The sequence below is a fragment of the Stackebrandtia soli genome (assembly GCF_965137155.1).
Lineage (GTDB): Bacteria > Actinomycetota > Actinomycetes > Mycobacteriales > Micromonosporaceae > Stackebrandtia > Stackebrandtia soli.
In genome coordinates this window covers 14,768-33,946 of the sequence record NZ_CBCRZX010000012.1, presented here as the reverse complement: position 1 = coordinate 33,946, position 19,179 = coordinate 14,768, and the positions used below count along the sequence as shown (strand labels likewise).

The window sequence follows — 19,179 nt, the reverse complement described above, 5'->3', positions numbered from 1 at the left end:
TGCCGAGGCGCGCGTGTTCGTCAGTCTTCGCCGTCGGTGATGGGCACCTCCGGCAGACCCATCAGGATCTCCGCGAAGACGTCCGCATCCATGGTGTCCGCCGAGCAACTCGCGGCGGAGGACTCTTCGTCCTCATCACCGGAGGAGCACTCGAAATACCCCTTGAGCGCCGTCCCGTCGGTGCGGAAGATGATGGCGCCGACGGAGACTTCGTCGATGTCATCGCGCGAATGGCCCTTCTCCTGAACGATCATGACGACCTCCTCCCCGCCGGGACCGGTCGAATCGGAGCATTCGGTGAAGATGCCCACATCCGCGCTCTCCCAGCAGGAGTAGACGTTCCCCGGCATGACGTGGAATGCCCAGCGGCTCATTTCGACGGGTTCGTCCGTCCATCCGCCCGGCTCGTACAGCTCGACGAAGACGTCACCGATGCGCGCGCCGTCAGTGTCTTCGATGGACGCCCCGCCGCTGTACGGGATCTCCCAATCGGTGGGATCCTGCTGCTCGATCTCCGCCAACGCGAATGGCTCGCGTTCTGGCTCGAAGTACGGCTCCCCGAACACGAGGTTGGGATAGTTCTCGGCGAAGCCGGTGCGCAGCATTTCGGTGTGTTCGGTCAAGTCGGGGCCCGGTGGGTCAACTTCCACCTCGGGGCCGCGCGTGGGGTCCATCGTGGGTGGTTCGGTGGCCTCCTCGGTCGTCGAATCGGCCGCGGTGTCGGTGGTCGCGGCCGGAGCGAGGTTCGGCAACAGCAGCACCCCAGCCGTCGCGGCGGCGATGACGGCGAGGCCCCCGCCCGCGAAACCGATGCGCCGCTTCAGGTGCCGTCGCTGCCCCCGTGCGAGCAGACGCTGTGGGTCCATAGTGAGGGGTGGTTCGTCGGCGGGCAGGGTCTTGCCCAGGATGTCTTTGACGTCGGTCATGACGGGACTCCTTCGAGGTGCTCGTGGACGGGATCGGGTAGTAGTTCGCGCAGTGTCCGCAACGCCTTGGCGGTCTGGCTCTTCACCGTGGAGACCGAACAACCCATGATCTGGGCGGTCTCCTCGACGGTGTGGTCCTCCCAGTACCGCAGGACGAGGGTCGCTCGTCGTCTCACCGGAAGCTTCGCCAAGGCGTCGAGCAGGACGATGCGCTCGTCACTGTCATCGGTGGGAAGCGGCGGTGCGACGTCGGGAACGGCCTCCTTGGTTCTCTCCCGGCGGAACCATCCACGTCTATGGATGTCATGCAGCGCGTTGACGACCATCCGGCGCGAGTACGGGCCGATCGCCCGTCGCTGCGCCTTGTTCCAGTCGGTGTAAAGCTTGACGAAGACGGTCTGCACCGCGTCCTCGGCGCGATGCCAGTCGCCGCACACCAGGTATCCGAAACGCCGCAGGGACGCCATGTTCGAAGCCACGAACTCGCGATACTCGGCTTCCTGGCTTGGCCGCATTTGGCCTCCTTATCTCTACTGTCGGCCTCTAGAGGCTGTCCCGTCGTCCGCGATGAGACGACGGGACAGCCCATAGACGGACTCAACCGTCGTTCCGGACGCCCGGCTCGTGATGTTTTCTTCGGCGCCGATCGCGAACGCGCCGGTGACGAACGCGCCGGTGACGGTCGAACCGCAGCCGGGCATGGCTCCCTCAATGCAGGCACCCCGCCCGCTGATGAACTCGCGTTGCGGTGTCCGATGGCGGAAGGCGCCTCGGTATCGGAGTGACTTCGAGCCGCGTCTGACGCGCGGGAGTTCGATGGTCTCTTCCAGAATATCCATGGTGGACTCACGGGCGCGGTCTGTCCTGAAACGATCGAGGTCCATGCCCGGTGTGAGGTCTCGGGTCGCCGAGGCATGTGGGCAACCGGGTCAGGCGAGCTGCTTCGGATCGGTCGACGTGTCGACGTATTGCCGCGTGCCGCGTGCCGCGTGCCGCGTGGCGTCTGCTCTGCGCTCACACCAGGGAGGATCGGGCGCCTTTCCTCTACCAGGATCCACAGTCGAGGGATCTGATCTCGCGGCCGAGGGTCGACCACGACCAGATCGTCCGGTCCGGATCGCCTGGGGCGGCTCATTTCGGACTCCCCGACGGCGCCCAGATCCAGCCGAGGTCGCGGTAGCGACGGGAGCGCGACGACTCGCCGGTGGTGACGGGGACGTACTTCTCCTATGGAGGGAACCCCGTCTCCGTCTGAGGCGCCCCAAAATCCATAATGGGGTGTCGGACTCCCCGCTCAACCAAGGACGACTCGGAGGACCGGCGCCCGGTGGATCAGGAACTCTTGCGGATCGCGAAGACGTCGACCTCGACGAGGACATCCGGGGCGGACAGCGTGGTGACGGCCGCGAAGGTCCCGGCGATGACGCGACCGTCCACGAAGGCGTCACGGATCGCCGTCACCAACGGCAGTCCGCCCTCGTCGGCGACGTAGTACGTCAGTTTGATGATGTCGTCGAGCCCGACACCTTCGGCCGCCAGCAAACTGGTCACGTTCGCGAACGCCTGCCGCGCTTGGGCTTCGACGTCGCCGACTCCGACGAGACGTCCGTCGTCACCGTACGGGCCGATGGCGGCGATCGTGATCAGCCGTTCGTCGTTCGCCTCGTCGGACGTGTCGGGACCGGCGTCCGTCGTCTCGTCGATGCCACCGAATTCGATGCCCGGGATCTCGTCGTCGCTCATCCGTGCAGTATGCCGGTCGCGATCCAATGCCGCCCGGACGTCACAGGCTCAACAGCTCGAACGCGGCCGGGTCGTTGGTGGCACAGTGCTCGAGGATTCGTCGGGCGCGATCGACCGGAGTCCCGGGTTCGCTCGTGTCGACCTCGATGTCGTACCGCCGATGCTCGTGCACGGTCGCGAGTTGGCCACGGGCGAGACCGATCGGGCGATTGTCCCGCAGCGCCTCCCGCTGATCGAGCACCTCGACCGGACAGCGGACGCCCACCAGGTACACGCGCGCGTTCGCCAGAGAGTGGAGCCAACCGGCGAGGATCTCCGGCCCGAGCAGCATCTCGTCAATGAGGACGGAATCGCCGATCGACGGCAACGCCGCCACCGAACGCTGGTGGGCGCGGATCACCCGCGAGCCGACCTCTCCATATCGGACGCGGACCGTCGGCCGATCCTCGGCGTCGAAGCCGGATTCGAAGTAGAAGCCGTCGACGGCGTGCTCACCCTCGCCAAAGGCCGACCACGGTGGCGGCATCAGTTTCGCGCACGCGTCGAAACCCGTGTACAGATACGGCACCCCGGCGATGTCCTGCATGGCCCGAGCGAGCGTCGTCTTGCCGGAACTCGACGTGCCGTTGAGCATTATGACGTGATTCATCAGACCCCCCGGCTCAGCCTAGAGGCTGTTCCGTCGTCCCAGGCCTGAGAAGTGAGATGGGGAGACCTGCGCGGTGTGGTTAGCGGCCGCCGCCCCAGCGGTGCCAGGGGCCGCGTTTGCGGGTCGAGTGGTGCGTGTCGTCGCTGACGCGCAGATCGCCCATCACCGTGGTCACCCTCACCCTGACCGTCGGTCCGTTGGGCGAAGCGGCGACGCCGCTCGTCCGCACTCGGGCGTCGCCCATGATCTGCATGCCGTCGTTGTGCACGGCGATGCCGTCGGGGACGATGATCCGCAGGTCTCCCATCACCACGTAGCCGCTGATGACCACCTCGTTGTCGGGGATGATCGCGTCGCGCAGGTCGATCGTCAGATCGCCCATGACGCAGATCGCTTTCAGGTTCCCGGGGATCGAACCCTGCAACCGCTCCTTGGAATCGCCCATGATGGACATGTATCTGCGCTCGCCCTGGCGGTCGGCGCTCGACGACTGCCGACCGAAGCCGCTGTGCGCGGGTGCCACCGCGGACGAGGCGGCCGACCTCGGCGGCGGAACCCCGTCCGGCAGGTCCGCCGTCAAACCGGTCAGGTCTCCACGTGTCACCGCCGCGTACGCCGCGGTCGTGCGCTCGCTGAACTCGGAGAGCGTCAGACGGCCCTCGGATGCCGCCCGCTGCAACAGTTCCGCGACCGCGTTGCGGTCGGCGTCGGAAACGCGGATCCGATCGTTGGGTACGGGGGCGCCGGGCGTGTCAGTCATGAGATCGAGGATAGCCAAGGCCCACCCGCCTCCGCCTCGACGAAGGCGGTCATCAAACGGACCGCCCACCTACCACCCACGGACCGGCGGCGAACCACCCGCGGACCACCCGCGGACAGCCGCGGACCACCCGCGCCGATCGGGAGTTCCGCTTGGTTGGGCAAAGGTGCCGCTTGGTTGGGCAAATTGCGAAAACAGGCCTGTTTCCGATATTTACCCAACCAAGCGGAGGTGTTTGGCCAACCAAGGCAAAAGGGACGGACGGGCTTGGGAGGCGGATGTCGCGGGTTAGGCGAGCACGCCCGCTCGGCCGAGGTTGTGGTCGAAGAACGCTGCCAGGGTGGCCCGGCTCGCGACCTTCACGGTGTTGTTGACGGCGATCGGGTCGACGACGAGGTATCCGCCGTTGCCGTCGTAACCGGCGACGGTGAGGAAGTGCGGCACCCCGTTCGGGCTCGCGACGTTGACCGGCCACGGCAGGTCGATCGTGTTGCCGGCAAGGACCACGGGTCGTCCCGAGCGCACGTGAGCGAGGATCGTGTCCAGATTCCAGCTGGTGTATGTGGACAGTCCATAGGTGGCGAACGCGCGATTCACCTGGGTCTCGTTCGTGCCGCCGGTCTTGACGTTGCGCGCCAAGCCCATGTCCTCGCGGGCACGGTGGATCGATTCGACCGTCGACGTGTTCCAACCGTGCGGCGTGATGCCGAGCGCCAACAGGGCCGCGACGACGCTCGTCGGTCCACAGTCCTCCCACTGCGTGAACTGGCCCTGGTTCTGTTGCAGCGGCGTGATGTCGCCGCCGGGCGGTGGGGCGTCGTCGCACTCGGGGACGCCGGGGATCCGACCGTCGTAGCCGGTGTTCATGTACGCGTCGGCGAGATAGCCGCCGTCGTCGGAGGAGTAGTCCCACAGGTTCGAGCTGAAGCCGCGGGTGTTGGTGACCCACTGCCCGTACGCCTGGCAGGTCACGTCGATGACGTCACCGGTCTGCGCGAGACCGACGGGGGAGGAGGCGGTCGTCGGTGCTTGGCGGATGTTGAGCCCGTCGCCGTCGGTGTTGCCGACGGTGGCGGGGTGCCCGGCGTGGGCGGTGGCGGGTAGCGCGAACAGCGCGGTTGCGATGGTGGCGACGATTATCAGGGCGCGCCTGGCTAGTCGGCGGCACGGGCGGGCCGAAACGACGTCGGTCATGTCGTTCTCCTCTGTTCTAGGGGTCGCGCCACCGGTGGTCGACCGCGCGTTCGCGGGCGTCGAGTGCCGGGTCTGGACCGGTGACGCGCACCAAGACATCGATGATGGTCGATCACATTACCACGATTTCGTAGTATTCGAAATCGAAGTAGCCACGGCGCCAACGCTTCCGTATCGACTACCGAAACGAGGTCCGATCACGGCCGGAACCGATACCCCATTCCCGGTTCGGTCAGCAGGTGCTCGGGACGCGCGGGGTCGCTCTCGAGCTTCCGGCGCAACTGCGCGAGATACTGCCGCAGGTAGTTCGTCTCGCGATCGTAGGTCGGCCCCCAGACGTCGTGCAGCAACTGGCGTTGACTGATCAGCCGACCAGGGTTCCGCAGCAGGATCTCCAGCACCTGCCACTCCGTCGGCGTCAGCCGCACCGGCTCGCCGTCGCGAGTGACCGTCCGCGCCGCCAGATCGACGACGCTCGGGCCGATCGTGACCCGGGGAAGGTCCTCACCGACGCCCGCCCTCCGGGTGGCCGCTCGCACCCGGGCCAGCAGCTCGCCGACATCGAACGGCTTCGTGACGTAGTCGTCCGCGCCGACGTCGAGGGCCCGGATCTTGTCGGCGCTCGCCGCGCGACCCGACAGCACCAGCACTGGAACCCGTGTCCAACCGCGCAGGCCCGCGACGACCTCGACACCATCCATATCGGGCAATCCGAGGTCGAGGATGACGAGGTCGGGGTTCATCGAGGTGGCGGCCCGCAACGCGCTCGAACCGTCCGCCGCGACGACGACGTCGTAGCCGTGCGCCGCCAGGTTGATGCGCAGCGCCCGCCGGATCTGCGGGTCGTCGTCGACCACCAGGATCGTCGTCACATCGTCTCCTTTCGACTGGGCGCCGAACCGTCCGGTAGCGCCAGCACCATCGTCAGACCACCACCGGGAGTCTGCTCCACCGTCAGAGTGCCGCCCATCGCCTCCGCCAGTCCCCGGGACAACGCCAGGCCCAGTCCGACTCCGCTCGTGGTGTCCCTATCTCCGAGCCGCTGAAACGGGGTGAAGATCAGGTCTTGATCCTCACCCGAGACCCCCGGCCCGGAGTCGATGACCCGCAGCTCGACCAGGCCGCCGTGCGCGCTCGCCGTCACCAACGGCGGCTCGTCCTCCGGACTGAACCGCAGGGCGTTGCCGATGACGTTGACGAGGATCCGCTCCAGCAGGCCCGGGTCGGCCGAGACGACCGGCAGATCGTCCGGGATGCTCAGACGGACGTCGCGGGCCTCCGGGCCGAGCTCCTCCAAGGCGGGCGGGACGGCCTCCTCGAATCCGATCGGAACCCTGTGCACCCCAAGGGAATCCGCTTGAAGACGACTCATGTCGAGCAGGTTCGACACGAGTCGGTCCAGCCGGTTGAGCGATTCGTCGGCAGTCTCCAGCAACTCGTCTCGTTGCGCCGCGCTGTACCGGCCGTGCCGATCCCGTAGACCCGCCAACGACGCCTTCGCCGACGCCAGCGGGGTGCGCAGGTCATGGGACACGGCCGCCAGAAGGGCCGTGCGCATCTTGTCGGTCTCGGAGAGTCGTCGCACCGTCGACGCCTGTTCGGTGAGTCGATTCTGGCGCAGCGCGGCGGCGGCGTGCACCGCGAACGCCTCGACGATGCGGCGATCCGCCGCCTCCAAGGTTCGGCCCGACAGCGCCAACGCCAGGTCGTCACCGATCGGGATGTCCACATCGGCGTCACCCGGGCTGGCGCAGCGTGTCGACCCCGCCGCCGCGACCACCCGCCACGCCTTCGGGTCATGCCGTTCGTCCGGTCCCGCGGTGCCCTCGTCCCGCTCGAAGAAGGTCACAGAGGACAGTGTGAACGTCGACCGCAACTGTTCCAACAGGTCCGGGAGCCGATTGCCGCCACGAAGGACGGAGCCCGCGAGACCGGCCAATGTGTGCGCCTCGGCGGCAGCCCGGGCGGCCGCGCGCGCGCGTCGCGCCGACAGGTTGACGAGGGTCGCGCCGGCTATCGCGAGCAGCACGAACACGAACAACGCGAACAACTGTTCCCGGTCGGACACGACCAGGGTGTGGTACGGCGTGGTGAAGAACAGATTCATCAGAATGAATCCGCCGACCGCCGCGAGGAGCGCGGGCATGACACCGCCGGTCAACGCGATGGCCATGATCGCCGTCAGGACGACGAGGATCACGCTCGACAGGGACAGATCCTCGCCGAACGGCCGCAGCGCCGCGATCAGGAGAGGTAGTCCGAACACGGTCATCAGATAGGCGGCGACGCGGCGTCTCCTGCTGAGGACCGGCTTGTTGGCGCGGACTCGGCGCCCGGTCGCGACCCGCTCATGCGGCACGAGGTGGACATCGATCGATCCCGACCGCGCCGAGGTGGTCACCCCGACACCCTGCGCGAACAGGCGGGCGAGGCGACCACGTCGCGATGCCCCGAGGACGAGCTGGGTCGCGTTGACGCCGCGAGCGAACTCCAGCAGCGCGTCGGGAACGTCGTCGCCGATCACCTCGTGAAAGGTGCCGCCCATGCTCTCGACGAGCGATCGCTGCCGCGCGAGGTGGTTCGTGTGCTTCGACAGGGCCAAACCGTCGCCGCCGGTGACGTAGACGGCTTTCAGGTCCGCGCCGCCGCTGCGCGCCGCGATCCGGCTCGCCCTTCGGATCAGGGTGTCGCCCTCGACGCCGCCGGACAACGCCACGACGACCCGCTCGCGCGACTCCCACGTCGCGTCGATGTCCTTGTCATGGCGGTACTTCGACAGCTGCGCCTCGACCTTGTCGGCGAGCCACAGCAGCGCCAGTTCCCTTAGCGCGGTGAGATTCCCGACGCGGAAGTAGTTGGACAGGGCCGCGTCGATCTTCCCCGGTGGGTAGATGTTCCCGTGGACCATGCGGCGACGCAGCGCCTCGGGCGCCATGTCCGCCAGTTCGACCTGGTCCGCTCGCCGCACCACCTCATCCGGGACGGTCTCGCGCTGCGGCACGCCGGTGATCGAGGCGACCACGTCGTTGAGCGACTCGAGGTGCTGGATGTTGACGGTCGAGATGACGTCGATTCCGGCGCTGAGCAGGTCGTCGATGTCCTGCCAGCGCTTCTCGTTGGGGGAACCGGGAACGTTCGTGTGCGCCAACTCGTCCACGATGGCCACTTCGGGACGTCGACGCAGGGTCGCGTCGACATCGAATTCCTCGAATGTGGAGCCCCGATACGTCGCGGTCCGACGCGGCACGACCTCGAGGTCCTCCACCAGTCGAGCCGTCGCGGCCCGGCCGTGCGTCTCCACGAAGCCGACCACGACGTCGGTGCCGCGCTCGATCCGCCGATGAGCCTCCGCGAGCGCCGCGTACGTCTTCCCGACGCCTGGCGCCGCCCCGAGATAGATCCGCAAGACCCCACGTGTCGCCACTTCGGTCTCCCTTCCACTCCCGCGGCGGCGCCGCGAACATCACGATGCGACCGGGAAATCCCGATCCAGGGCGAGATTCAGCGTCACCACGTTGACGCCGGGCTCCCCGAGCACGCCACCGGTCGTGTGCGCCTTCACCAGTACTTCTATCCGCTCGACCGTAGTCCCGCGCTCGTCGGCGACGCGCGCGGTCTGCAACCGGGCGTAGTCGACGCTGATGTGCGGGTCGAGTCCCGAGGCGCTCGCGGTCACGGCGTCGGCCGGCACCACGGGATCGGCGGGGGCGTCCCCTCGGATCGGGGTGGGCACGGCCTTGCCGTGGTCTTCGCCGTATTCGGCGCATTCCACCGTGACACCTTCATAGGACGTCACGAACGGCTTCTCGACGGTGCCGCACTGCTCGTTCAGGCTGATGACGCGCTCGACGTCGCCGCTCAGTCCGTCCGAGTAGTACACGCCGAGCACCGCGCCGACGGCGGAGTCGCCGCTGTCGGCGCAGTATGGCCGGGATCCGTCCACGCCTTCGGTTTCCGCGACGGTCGCGCTGCGTTGACACACCTGGGTGAGGAGGCTCGTCGACGCGTTCTCGTCGCCGTCCCAGCCGAGGGACGGGTCCGGGAGCACGTCGACGATGTTCTCCGGGCCGAGGTTCGAGGCGGACGTCGACAGTGGATCATATCCGTCGCCGGCGGCCGATGGACGCGACTGGAAGTACTCGCGCAACGGTGAACCGTCCTCGTCCGTGAAGGACTGTCCGATGAGCTCGGCGCCGACGACGTCGCCATCGTCGGTGATGAGCGAACCGTCGGCGTGGTGTTTCAAGCCCGGCATCTGCGCGACGGCGAGGATCGCCAACGGATAGAGGATGCCGGTGAGCACCGTGAACACGAGCAGCGCGCGTAGCGCCGCCACATGGCCGGAGAACCAACGAGGAATACGACTCATGACGCCATCCCTGGGATGAGAGCGACCAACAGGTCGATGAGTTTGATGCCGATGAACGGGGTGATCACGCCGCCGAGTCCGAACACCAGCAGGTTGCGTCGCAACATGCTCGACGCGTTCCCCGGCCGGTATCGGACCCCCTTCAGCGCGAGTGGGATCAGCGCGACGATGACGATCGCGTTGAAGACGACGGCCGAGACGATCGCGGACTCCGGACTGGACAGTCGCATGACGTTCAACGCGTCCAATCCGGGATAGATCGCCGCGAAGATCGCCGGGATGATGGCGAAGTACTTCGCCACGTCGTTGGCGATGGAGAACGTCGTCAACGCGCCTCGCGTCATGAGCAGCTGTTTGCCGATGGCGACGATCTCGATGAGCTTCGTCGGATCGGAGTCGAGGTCGACCATGTTTCCGGCCTCTTTGGCCGCCGACGTGCCGCTGTTCATCGCGACGCCGACGTCGGCCTGCGCCAACGCGGGAGCGTCGTTCGTGCCGTCGCCGGTCATCGCGACCATGCGGCCGTCGGCCTGCTCGCGTTTGATCAACTCGAGTTTGTCCTCGGGCGTCGCCTCGGCGAGGAAGTCGTCGACGCCCGCCTCCTCGGCGATCGCCGCCGCCGTCCGGGCGTTGTCGCCGGTGATCATCACCGTGCGAATGCCCATGCTGCGCAGGGTCGCGAACCGGGCCGTCATGCCTTCCTTCACGACGTCCTTCAGGTGAATGACACCGAGTACAACCGGCACCGACTCACCGGCGGCCCGCTCCGCGACCAGGAGGGGCGTGCCGCCTTCGGAACTCACCTCGTCGACGCGGGTCGTCACGGCCGAATCCACCGTGCCGCCGTTGTCGCGAACCCATGCCATGACCGCGTTCGCGGCGCCCTTGCGGACGACGCGCGCGTCGCCGTCGACGGCCAGATCGACGCCGCTCATGCGGGTCTGCGCCGTGAACGGAACCCATTCGGCGTGTTCGAGTTCGCCCGCGTCGCGTTCCCGCAAGCCGTACGAGCCCTTGACGAACACGACGATCGACCGGCCCTCGGGCGTCTCGTCGGCCAGACTGGACAGTTGCGCCGCGTCGGCGAGGCGCAGCCCCGGGATACCCGGGGACGCGTACAGTGCCGCCGCGCGCCGGTTTCCGTGCGTGATGGTGCCGGTCTTGTCGAGCAGCAGGGTCGTCACGTCGCCGGCCGCCTCGACCGCCCTGCCGGACATGGCGAGGACGTTGCGCTGCACCAAGCGGTCCATTCCGGCGATGCCGATCGCCGACAGCAGCGCCCCGATGGTGGTCGGAATGAGACACACCAGAAGGGACACGAGGACGACGCCGGTGACCCCGTCGCCCGTGATGACGTTCGAGTCGAGCGCCGCGCTCTGGTCCTTCGCGAAGATCGCGATGGGCTGAATCGTGGCCACGGCCAGTAGGAAGATGATCGTCAGCGCCGCGAGCAGGATGTTCAGCGCGATCTCCCCCGGTGTCTTGCGCCGGTCGGCGCCTTCGACGAGCGCGATCATCCGGTCGAGGAAACTGTCGCCGGGTTCCTGGGTGATGCGGACGACGACCCAGTCGGACAGGACGATCGTGCCGCCCATGACGGCGGAGCGGTCTCCGCCCGACTCGCGGATGACGGGCGCCGACTCGCCGGTGATCGCCGATTCGTCGACGCTGGCGATACCGGCGAGGACGTCGCCGTCGCCCGGGATCGTCTCGCCCGCGGTGACGAGCACCAGATTGCCGCGTCGCAGCTGTGTCGCCGGGACCTCGACCGTCGTGACGTCCGGCCCGGTCGGTTCCTGACCGGGCGCGATCATCCGCGCGATGGTGTCGGTGCGCGCCTTGCGCAGGCTGTCGGCCTGCGCCTTGCCTCGGCCTTCGGCGATCGCCTCGGCGGTGTTGGCGAACAGCACCGTCAACCACAGCCACACGGTGATGACCCAGGCGAAGACGCTCGGTTCGATGGCGGCGAGGACCGTGGTGAACACGGCGCCGATCTCGACGGTGAACATGACGGGGTTGCGCCACAGTGTTCGCGGGTCGAGTTTGCGGAAGGCGTCGGGAGCGGAGGCGATCCATTGTCGAGGATCGGTCAGTCCGCCCTTTTCGCTACTTTGTACTGTCTGTTGTGACATCAATGATCTCCTATCCCAGCGCCTCGGCGAGTGGGCCGAGTGCCAAGACCGGCAGGTAGGTCAACGCGACGAGCAGGACCAGCACGCCGATGACCATTCCGATGAACAGGGGCGTGTGGGTCGGGAACGTTCCCGAGGAGGCGGGAACGGCGCGTTGCTTGGCGAGTGATCCGGCGAGGGCGAGCACGAGCACGATCGGCAGGAATCGGCCGAGGAGCATGCAAATGCCTAGCGCCGTGTTGAACCAGGGGGTGTTGGCGCTGAGACCGCCGAACGCGGATCCGTTGTTGTTGGACGCCGACGCGAACGCGTACAGCAGTTCTGACAGGCCGTGCGGGCCGCCTTCCTGAAGCGACTCCACGTTGCCGGGGACCGCGATCGTGACCGCTGTTCCTATGAGGACCAATGCCGGTGTCGCGAGGAAGTACAGGGACGCCAACTTGATCTGCGGGGTGCCGATCTTCTTCCCGAGGTACTCGGGTGTTCGCCCGACCATGAGTCCCGCCACGAACACGGTGATGACGGCGATGACGAGCAGGCCGTACAGGCCCGCACCGACGCCGCCGGGGGCGACCTCGCCGAGCAGCATGTTCACGGTGAGCACGCCGCCGCCGAGGGCCGAGTACGAGTCGTGGAACGAGTCGACGGACCCGGTCGAGGTCAGGGTGGTGACGGCCGCGAACACCGCCGAGTCGGACACGCCGAATCGGACGTCGCGACCCTCCATGGACTCCCCGATGGCGGTCGGGACCGTCCCCGACGGGTTGCCTTCGAGGGCGACGACCGCTCCGATGCCGACGAGCGCGACGGTCCCCATGATCGCGATGATCGCGAGGCCCTGTCGGTTGTCGCCGACCATGCGCCCGAACGTGCGCGGCAGGCACACCGGGATGACGAGGATCAGGAAGACGAGCAGCAGGTTCGTCCACGCCGTCGGGTTGGAGAACGGGTGCGCGGCGTTGACGTTCGTGTAGCCGCCGCCGTTGGTTCCGAGGTGCTTGATGACCTCCTGGCTGGCGATGAGTCCGCGGGGGATGGCCTGTTCTCCGCCGGTGATCGTCGCGGCCGCCGTGTCGGTGAGGTTCTGCACGACTCCGCCACCGATGAGGACGACGGCGGCGATCGCGCTGATGGGAAGCAGTACCCAGATGACGACACGGGTCACGTCGACCCAGAAGTTCCCGAGTTTGTCGGTGCGGGTGCGCGCGAAACCTCGGACGAGCGCGATGGCGATGGCGATGCCGACGGCGGCCGAGACGAAGTTCTGCACGGCCAGGCCGGCCGCCTGAAGCAGCATGCCCATGGTGGACTCGCCGGAGTACGCCTGCCAGTTCGTGTTCGTCACGAAGCTGACGGCGGTGTTCCACGCCAACGCCGGATCGACCGCGTCCCGGCCGTTGCCGAACGGCAGCACGTGCTGGAGACGCTGCATTCCATAGAGGAACACGACGCCGACGAAGGAGAACGCCAGGACACTGCGGGCGTAGCCGCCCCAGGTCTGCTCGGTGTCCGCCTTGACGCCGACGAGCCGATAGACGAGACGTTCGGGACGTCGGTGCTCGGTACGGGTGACGACGCGGTAGATGTGGTCGCCGAGGGGCCGGTATGAGACGGCGAGCGCGGCGATGAGGATGAGGATGAAGACGAGGCCGCTCATCAGAACCGCTCCGGGAACAGTAGGGCCGCGACGAGCAGCGCCGCGAGTCCGATGACGAGTACCAGTGAGACCAGGTTGACCGCGCTCACGACCGTTCCACCGCCCTGACTACCAACGCCAGTACGGCGAAACCCAGCACGGTGAGTGCCAGATAGGCCAGATCGAGCATGACTCTCCTTCAGTGAGGGGGCGGGCCGTCCATCGGACGGTTCGCGAGGCTTCGCTGTGAAGCCGTGGCTGAGTCAACGCCGGACTTGGACCCGTGCCAAGTGCCGTTGACGGCTTCCTGACGGTTGCCGGCGGCATCTTGACGGGTCCTTGACGCGCTGTGACGGTCCCTACTGCGGCACGCAAGAGCTGTCCCGCCGTCCCGCTTGTCGGGCGCGCGTCGGCCCCGCAGTCGGTCTTCCGGCCCGTCGTCGTTCGCCGTGCGTGAGCGGACGCGGCCGCGAACGCCGGGGTCCGGTCCAGCCCGGGGCAGCGCTCAACGAGGAACGGGCTCCGGTGGGAAAGGCCTGATGGGTCGCCGACTCGGTCGCCGAACGGTCGTTCTCGGGACGGTCACTCGGGCTAGGCGCCCGTCGTCACTCCCCGGACAGGGCGAGCGTGACGCGGCGAGGAGCCGCGCCGAGGCGGTCCTCCAGCAGCGTCATCGTCCGGTTGAGCAGGCGCGCGAGCGTGTCGAGTTGCGCCGCGCTCAGGCCTTCGAAGATCTCCCGCTCGATCGTCGCCTGTTCGCTGACGATGCGCTGGAACAGGGTGTGTCCCTCGTGCGTCAACTGCGCGGTCATGGATCGGCGGTCGTCGGGGTCGGCGGCGCGGGTGATCAGTCCGCGCTTCTGGAGGCGGTCGAGTCGACTGGTGACGGTGGTCGCGGCCGTCATCGTCCCGGCCGCGAGTTGGCTGGGCCGCAGACGATGCGGCGGGCCGACCCAGAACAGGCGGGCGAGGATCTCATAGTCGGGGCGTTGCAGGGAGTGCTTCGCGGCGAGGTCGCTGGCGAGCCGGTCCAGGTAACGCGCCGAGATGAGGACGCGGTCGACGACCCGCTCGACTTTCGGATCGATGTCGGGAACGACGGCATGCCATTGTTCGACCAGCCGATCGGTGTCGTCGGATTCCCGTCTCGTCATGCGCCGCCTCCTGTGGATCTCGGCCACCTTATCCGGCGGTCGGCGGCGACGCCTCGCAGCCGGTGCGTGGATGGTCGCCGACGTCTGCGATTCTTGGTGTTCGAATCGGCGGGCTGGTGACCGTCGTGCCGCCGATGGTGTTCTCGTGCCGCCCTAGCCGAGCCGCCGGGTAACGGGACAACCTCTAAAGTTGACGCCGCGCGCACGTGACACCGCGTCGTGACAAACCACTCCCGGGAGGAACGCCACCGTGGCCGAGACAGGCACCGTCCATCCGATCGTCTACTACGGCGATCCGATCTTGCATCGTCCCTGCCAGAAGATCACCGAGTTCGACGAGAAGCTGAAGCAACTCATCGACGACATGTTCGCCAGCATGTACGCCGCCGACGGCGTCGGCCTGGCCGCGAACCAGATCGGCGTCGACGCCTCGGTCTTCGTCATGGACATCACCGGCGACGACGGGAAGCAGGTCGTCGCGCACGTGGTGAACCCGACGCTGCTGCCCGCCGAACCGCCGCGTCGGCTCGAAGCCGACTCGGAGGGCTGTCTGTCCGTGCCCGGCCAGTACACAACGGTTCCTCGCGTCGACTCGGCGACGGTCACCGGCTTCGACATGAACGGTGAACCGATCACGATCTCCGGAACCGGTTACGTGGCCCGTTGCCTTCAGCACGAGACGGATCACCTGCAGGGCCTCGTCTTCGTGGATCGGCTGCCGCGCCGGATGCGCAAGAAGCTCCTCGAAGGCGCCGGGTTGCCGACGGACAAGCCGCGTCCGTGACGGTCATCGTCCTCAACGGAACGTCGAGTTCGGGAAAGTCCAGCATCGCCGCGGAGCTCCTGTCGATATTGGACGACACCTACTACCACCTTCCGAGGGACGCGTTCAACGCCATGCGCGCGCGCCGACCCGTCGACGACGAGCAACTTGAGTCCATACTCGACAAGATGGTGCGCGGCTATCATCGCGCCGTCGCGGGCATGGCGGCGACGGGCAACAACGTCATCGCCGATCACGTCGTCAGGGAACGGTCCTGGGCGCTCGACCTGCTCGACGTGCTGTCCGGCGACGTCGTGCTCGTCGGCGTCCGATGTCCGCTGCCCGAGTTGATCCGCCGGGAGACCGAGCGCGGTGATCGGGAGCCCGGAATCGCCGCCCGCCAATACGATCGGGTGCACCGCGACCTGCCATACGACCTCACCGTCGACACGAGCGTGGAGTCCCCGCGCGAATGCGCGCTGCGCGTCGCCCGGTTCGTCGAATCCGCGTCGCCACGACGGTTCGGGGCGCGCGGCGTCGAATGACCCACAGGCCGGCGGTGTCGGTGGGCCCGGGAAGGGCCTGACATGCGCTCGGCTCGTCCATGATGTAGTCACAGTGGATCGTATCCGTGGTCTTGACGACGCTCCATACGCTGTGGCCGTCACGGCCGCGTTCACTCTGTTCACGGGAGCGCGGCCCCGTCGCGTCGATCCCGAGGAGAGTCCATGTCAGACAAACGAGAGTTCGTCGGGTTCGGAAGGCTGTACGCCGCCGTCGCCGTCGCCGTGCCCGTCGTCCTCTCGATACCGCACTACGACATGGAGAACGGGGCGTACATCACCGCCGACATGATCCTGAACGGCGGAACCGTCGTCGCCATCCTCATCCTGGTGGGACTCTTGACATGGGGAGCCTTCAATCCCCGTCACTTTCTCGTGCCCAGTGCGGTCCTCTTCGGATCTGTGAGCGGCTTGGCCGCGACCTCCGCCAGCGACGGACCGTCCGAACTCGGCTGGCTGGCATACGGGCGCAGCATGACCATGTTGTGCGTCCTGTTGACGGTGCTCGGGCTCGCCCACGTGATGGCGCGCCATGTCCGGGTCACTCGCTGAGATCCGGTGAGCCCGCAGTGGTCCGCACGGCGCTTCGGCGGCCGCAACTGATCAGGACCGCGTCGAAGCCTGGATTCGACACGTCCGGACGGTACGCCGGAGGAACGCAGCCCGCGCACTTCGAGAACCGGAGCCTTCGCGAAGTCTTGAGAAGCCCGCGCTCCGTCGATATGGTGCCGTCACCACGTTCGCAGCTCTACCGGCAGGAGACACCCGTGAACGACAACCTCATGAACCGGCCCATGCGCCGGTCCACACTGTTCAAGACGGCCGCCGCGCTCGGGGTCACCGCCGTCGTCGGCGTGCCCGGTCGTGCCGCCGCCGACCCGGTTCCCCAAGCCCTTCACGTCACGAAGGTCGCCGACCTCACCGGACCGGGTCTGACGACCCGCTTCCGTATGGAGGCGACCGACCTCGGCATCCCGGCGACCACCCCGGACGGACGCACCCTCTGGGTCTTCGGTGACACCTTCGAAGCCGCGCACGTCGGTGGCGGCTGGTGGCGTTCCCCGGTGGCGTTGTACTCCACGACAACGGATCTGGCGGCGGGCGTCACCTGGTCGGGCGCCGTCGGCGGTGAGCACGCGCAACAGCTGTGGCACTACGACCACGACAACCCGGTCTTCTCCACCGTCCTCCCGTCGGACGTGATCACCATCGGCGGCACGATGTATCTACACGCGATGGTCAACAAGGGACTCGGCAACGTCGTGTGGACGGAGATCTGGCGCTCCGACGACTCCGGCGCCACCTGGGTGCACACGGGGGCGAAGTTCGACCCGAACCTCCACGGGGGCATGTTCCAGATGTTCACCTGGGGCCTCGGCAACGACGGGTACGTCTACGTCTACTCGACGGGCTTCCAACGGAACAAGTCGCTCATCCTGCATCGGGTTCCGGCCGACCGCATCGCCGATCCCGCCGCGTACGAGCCGTGGGGTTGGCGCGACGGAACCTGGGCGTGGGGCCACGCTCCCACGCCGATACTCGAAGGCGCCTTCGGTGAACTGTGCCTGCGGCCCCTGGGCGGCAAGTGGGTCCTCACGTGGTTCAACGCGGGGGACTACCGCATCGACGGGATCATCATGGACACCCCGACGTCCAACCTGTACACCGCGTATCGGCGCACGCTGGTCTGGGGTGGTGCCTGGGGCAACGAGGATGGCTCGCACGTGGCGCAGTTGTACGGCGGGTACGTCATCCCCGGTTCTACGCTCAACGACCTGCATCTGTCGGTCAGTCAATGGAACACGGCCAACGGCTGGCCGTATCGCGTCATGCAGCATCGCGTCCAGGGTTTCGGCACCTGACGATCACCGCGAGGCGGGCCTGGATCGCGACTCCGGCCCGCCTCGCTTATGGATCTGACGGCGCGACACAGGGGACCATGCCGCTTCAGCTGGGGTGGAACACATTCCGACACCGATCCGTTCCTCCGCTCTCGACATCCATCAAGTCAGTCACTTGACTTAGGTTCACTCCTGGTGTTTCCTTGGTATGCACCGACCGCAACGCCGAGGAGGCACATCGTGTCCGACAGTGAGCGCGACGACGTCCTGAACTACCCCATTCCGCGCCCCGGCCCCCTGGACGCCCCCGAGGAGTGGGCGCGACTGCGCGACAAGTGCCCGGTCGGGCGAATCTCCCTCCCCAGTGGAGACGAGGCGGCGCTCGTCACGCGCTACGCCGACGTCAAGAACGTGCTGTCCGACCCGCGATTCGGCAGGCTCCTCGACGCGGACGACGCGGCGCGTCTGACCGACGGCGAAACCGGACTGTTCAACAGCGACATGGCGCAGGTCATCCCGCAAAGCGGCGAAGGCCACCAACGTTGGCGTCGCCGCGTCGCGAAGTGGTTCACCGCCAAGAGGATGCGCGAACTCAGCCCTCGCGTCGAGGCCATGGCCGACAAGCTCGTCGACGAGATGACACGGACGCGCCAACCAGCGGATCTGAAGGCCGCGTTCGGATTCCCGCTCCCCGTCTGGGTCATCTGCGAACTGCTCGGCGTTCCGTCGTCCGACCGCAGCAAGTTCGGGCACTGGTCCGACACGATGCTCAACCTCACCCGATACCGCGACGACGAGGTGCGCGCGGCTCAGGCGCAGTTCGTCCAGTACATGGCCGCCCACGTCGCCGCCAAACGCGACAGTCCGGGCAACGACCTCCTCAGCGAACTCGCCCACGGCGACGACCCGCTGTCCGACGCCGAACTCGTCGCCACCGGCCAGGGCCTACTCGTCGCAGGCCACGAGACCACCGCCAACATGATCGTCAAGATGATCGCGATGCTCCTCGCCGACCGCTCACGCTGGGACCTTCTCCTCAACGACCGGGCCCTCGTGCGGACCGCCGTCGAAGAGTCCCTGCGTTTCGACGCCAACGCGGGCATCGGAATGGTCCGCTACCTCACTGACGCGGTGGAACTCTCCGGCGGCACCGTTCCTCGCGGCACGACCGTCATGTGCAGCATGGCGGCGGCCAACCGTGACGAGACCACCTTCGACGACGCCGACATCATGCGTCTCGACCGCAGCCCCAACCCCCACCTCGCATTCGGCTCCGGCCCCCACTCGTGCCTCGGTCAGGCGCTCGCCCGAACCGAGCTCCAGGTCGCGCTGGAGACACTGCTCCGCCGACTCCCCACCCTGGACCTCGCCGTGCCGGTCGACGACCTCCGCGACCTCGACGGGCTCGCCGTGGGCGGCCTCGAAACGCTCCCGGTGACCTGGTGAACG

The 19,179-nt window shown here is 67.4% G+C and carries 19 protein-coding genes; 5 read left to right on the top strand and 14 right to left on the bottom strand.

Annotated features, from left to right (window positions below; all coding sequences use genetic code 11):
- Positions 1 to 20 precede the first annotated feature (20 nt).
- The 14 genes from ACM9NP_RS09750 to ACM9NP_RS09685 all read right to left on the bottom strand — a co-directional run bounded on the left by ACM9NP_RS09750 (position 21) and on the right by ACM9NP_RS09685 (position 14,563).
- Complete coding sequence (locus tag ACM9NP_RS09750; RefSeq protein ID WP_415646314.1) at positions 21 to 926, bottom strand: hypothetical protein; 906 nt, start codon at positions 924 to 926, stop codon at positions 21 to 23.
- Positions 923 to 1,441 (bottom strand): SigE family RNA polymerase sigma factor, encoded by a 519-nt coding sequence (locus tag ACM9NP_RS09745; protein ID WP_415646313.1) that lies wholly within the window; start codon positions 1,439 to 1,441, stop codon positions 923 to 925. Before ACM9NP_RS09745 ends, ACM9NP_RS09750 begins: the two co-directional genes overlap by 4 nt.
- Positions 1,442 to 1,456: 15 nt before the next feature.
- Positions 1,457 to 1,765 (bottom strand): hypothetical protein, encoded by a 309-nt coding sequence (locus ACM9NP_RS09740; protein WP_415646312.1) that lies wholly within the window; start codon positions 1,763 to 1,765, stop codon positions 1,457 to 1,459.
- 493 nt (positions 1,766 to 2,258) lie between these two features.
- Positions 2,259 to 2,669 carry a RidA family protein gene (locus tag ACM9NP_RS09735; protein ID WP_415646311.1) on the bottom strand — a complete coding sequence of 137 codons (411 nt, stop codon included), beginning with the start codon at positions 2,667 to 2,669 and terminating at the stop codon, positions 2,259 to 2,261.
- Between the two features lie 40 nt (positions 2,670 to 2,709).
- Positions 2,710 to 3,318: a chloramphenicol phosphotransferase CPT family protein gene (locus tag ACM9NP_RS09730; protein WP_415646310.1), complete on the bottom strand. Its 609-nt coding sequence runs from the start codon at positions 3,316 to 3,318 to the stop codon at positions 2,710 to 2,712.
- Positions 3,319 to 3,397: 79 nt separating this feature from the next.
- Entirely contained in the window at positions 3,398 to 4,078 is a 681-nt protein-coding gene (locus ACM9NP_RS09725; protein ID WP_415646309.1) for a DUF1707 SHOCT-like domain-containing protein, read from the bottom strand.
- Between the two features lie 288 nt (positions 4,079 to 4,366).
- Entirely contained in the window at positions 4,367 to 5,272 is a 906-nt protein-coding gene (locus tag ACM9NP_RS09720; RefSeq protein ID WP_415646308.1) for a C39 family peptidase, read from the bottom strand.
- A gap of 197 nt (positions 5,273 to 5,469) precedes the next feature.
- Positions 5,470 to 6,144 carry a response regulator gene (locus ACM9NP_RS09715; RefSeq protein ID WP_415646307.1) on the bottom strand — a complete coding sequence of 225 codons (675 nt, stop codon included), beginning with the start codon at positions 6,142 to 6,144 and terminating at the stop codon, positions 5,470 to 5,472.
- Positions 6,141 to 8,696, bottom strand: coding sequence for an ATP-binding protein (locus ACM9NP_RS09710; RefSeq protein WP_415646306.1), 2,556 nt, complete (start codon positions 8,694 to 8,696; stop codon positions 6,141 to 6,143). The genes ACM9NP_RS09715 and ACM9NP_RS09710 overlap by 4 nt, the downstream gene beginning before the upstream one ends.
- Before the next feature lie 39 nt (positions 8,697 to 8,735).
- On the bottom strand, positions 8,736 to 9,641 hold the full coding sequence (locus ACM9NP_RS09705; protein ID WP_415646305.1) for a potassium-transporting ATPase subunit C: 906 nt from the start codon (positions 9,639 to 9,641) through the stop codon (positions 8,736 to 8,738).
- Positions 9,638 to 11,773, bottom strand: a complete 2,136-nt coding sequence (kdpB, locus tag ACM9NP_RS09700; protein WP_415646304.1) for a potassium-transporting ATPase subunit KdpB — start codon at positions 11,771 to 11,773, stop codon at positions 9,638 to 9,640. The genes ACM9NP_RS09705 and kdpB overlap by 4 nt, the downstream gene beginning before the upstream one ends.
- Before the next feature lie 10 nt (positions 11,774 to 11,783).
- Positions 11,784 to 13,430 (bottom strand): potassium-transporting ATPase subunit KdpA, encoded by a 1,647-nt coding sequence (kdpA, locus tag ACM9NP_RS09695; RefSeq protein ID WP_415646303.1) that lies wholly within the window; start codon positions 13,428 to 13,430, stop codon positions 11,784 to 11,786.
- Positions 13,430 to 13,519: a potassium-transporting ATPase subunit F gene (locus ACM9NP_RS09690; protein WP_415646302.1), complete on the bottom strand. Its 90-nt coding sequence runs from the start codon at positions 13,517 to 13,519 to the stop codon at positions 13,430 to 13,432. Before ACM9NP_RS09690 ends, kdpA begins: the two co-directional genes overlap by 1 nt.
- 495 nt (positions 13,520 to 14,014) lie before the next feature.
- Positions 14,015 to 14,563 carry a MarR family winged helix-turn-helix transcriptional regulator gene (locus ACM9NP_RS09685; protein ID WP_415646301.1) on the bottom strand — a complete coding sequence of 183 codons (549 nt, stop codon included), beginning with the start codon at positions 14,561 to 14,563 and terminating at the stop codon, positions 14,015 to 14,017.
- Between the two features lie 250 nt (positions 14,564 to 14,813).
- On the opposite strand from ACM9NP_RS09685, the gene def reads away from it, so the two are divergent.
- From def to ACM9NP_RS09660, 5 genes are all read left to right on the top strand, one after another.
- Complete coding sequence (def, locus tag ACM9NP_RS09680) at positions 14,814 to 15,347, top strand: peptide deformylase (protein ID WP_415646300.1); 534 nt, start codon at positions 14,814 to 14,816, stop codon at positions 15,345 to 15,347.
- Complete coding sequence (locus ACM9NP_RS09675; RefSeq protein ID WP_415646299.1) at positions 15,344 to 15,871, top strand: chloramphenicol phosphotransferase CPT family protein; 528 nt, start codon at positions 15,344 to 15,346, stop codon at positions 15,869 to 15,871. Before def ends, ACM9NP_RS09675 begins: the two co-directional genes overlap by 4 nt.
- Before the next feature lie 183 nt (positions 15,872 to 16,054).
- Positions 16,055 to 16,441 (top strand): hypothetical protein, encoded by a 387-nt coding sequence (locus tag ACM9NP_RS09670; protein WP_415646298.1) that lies wholly within the window; start codon positions 16,055 to 16,057, stop codon positions 16,439 to 16,441.
- A 230-nt stretch (positions 16,442 to 16,671) separates the two neighbouring features.
- A complete protein-coding gene (locus tag ACM9NP_RS09665; protein WP_415646379.1) occupies positions 16,672 to 17,751 on the top strand; it encodes a DUF4185 domain-containing protein in 1,080 nt (359 codons plus the stop codon).
- A 219-nt stretch (positions 17,752 to 17,970) separates the two neighbouring features.
- The gene (locus tag ACM9NP_RS09660) at positions 17,971 to 19,176 is read left to right on the top strand and encodes a cytochrome P450 (RefSeq protein WP_415646297.1); all 1,206 of its coding nucleotides are present in this window, start codon (positions 17,971 to 17,973) and stop codon (positions 19,174 to 19,176) included.
- Positions 19,177 to 19,179 lie beyond the last annotated feature (3 nt).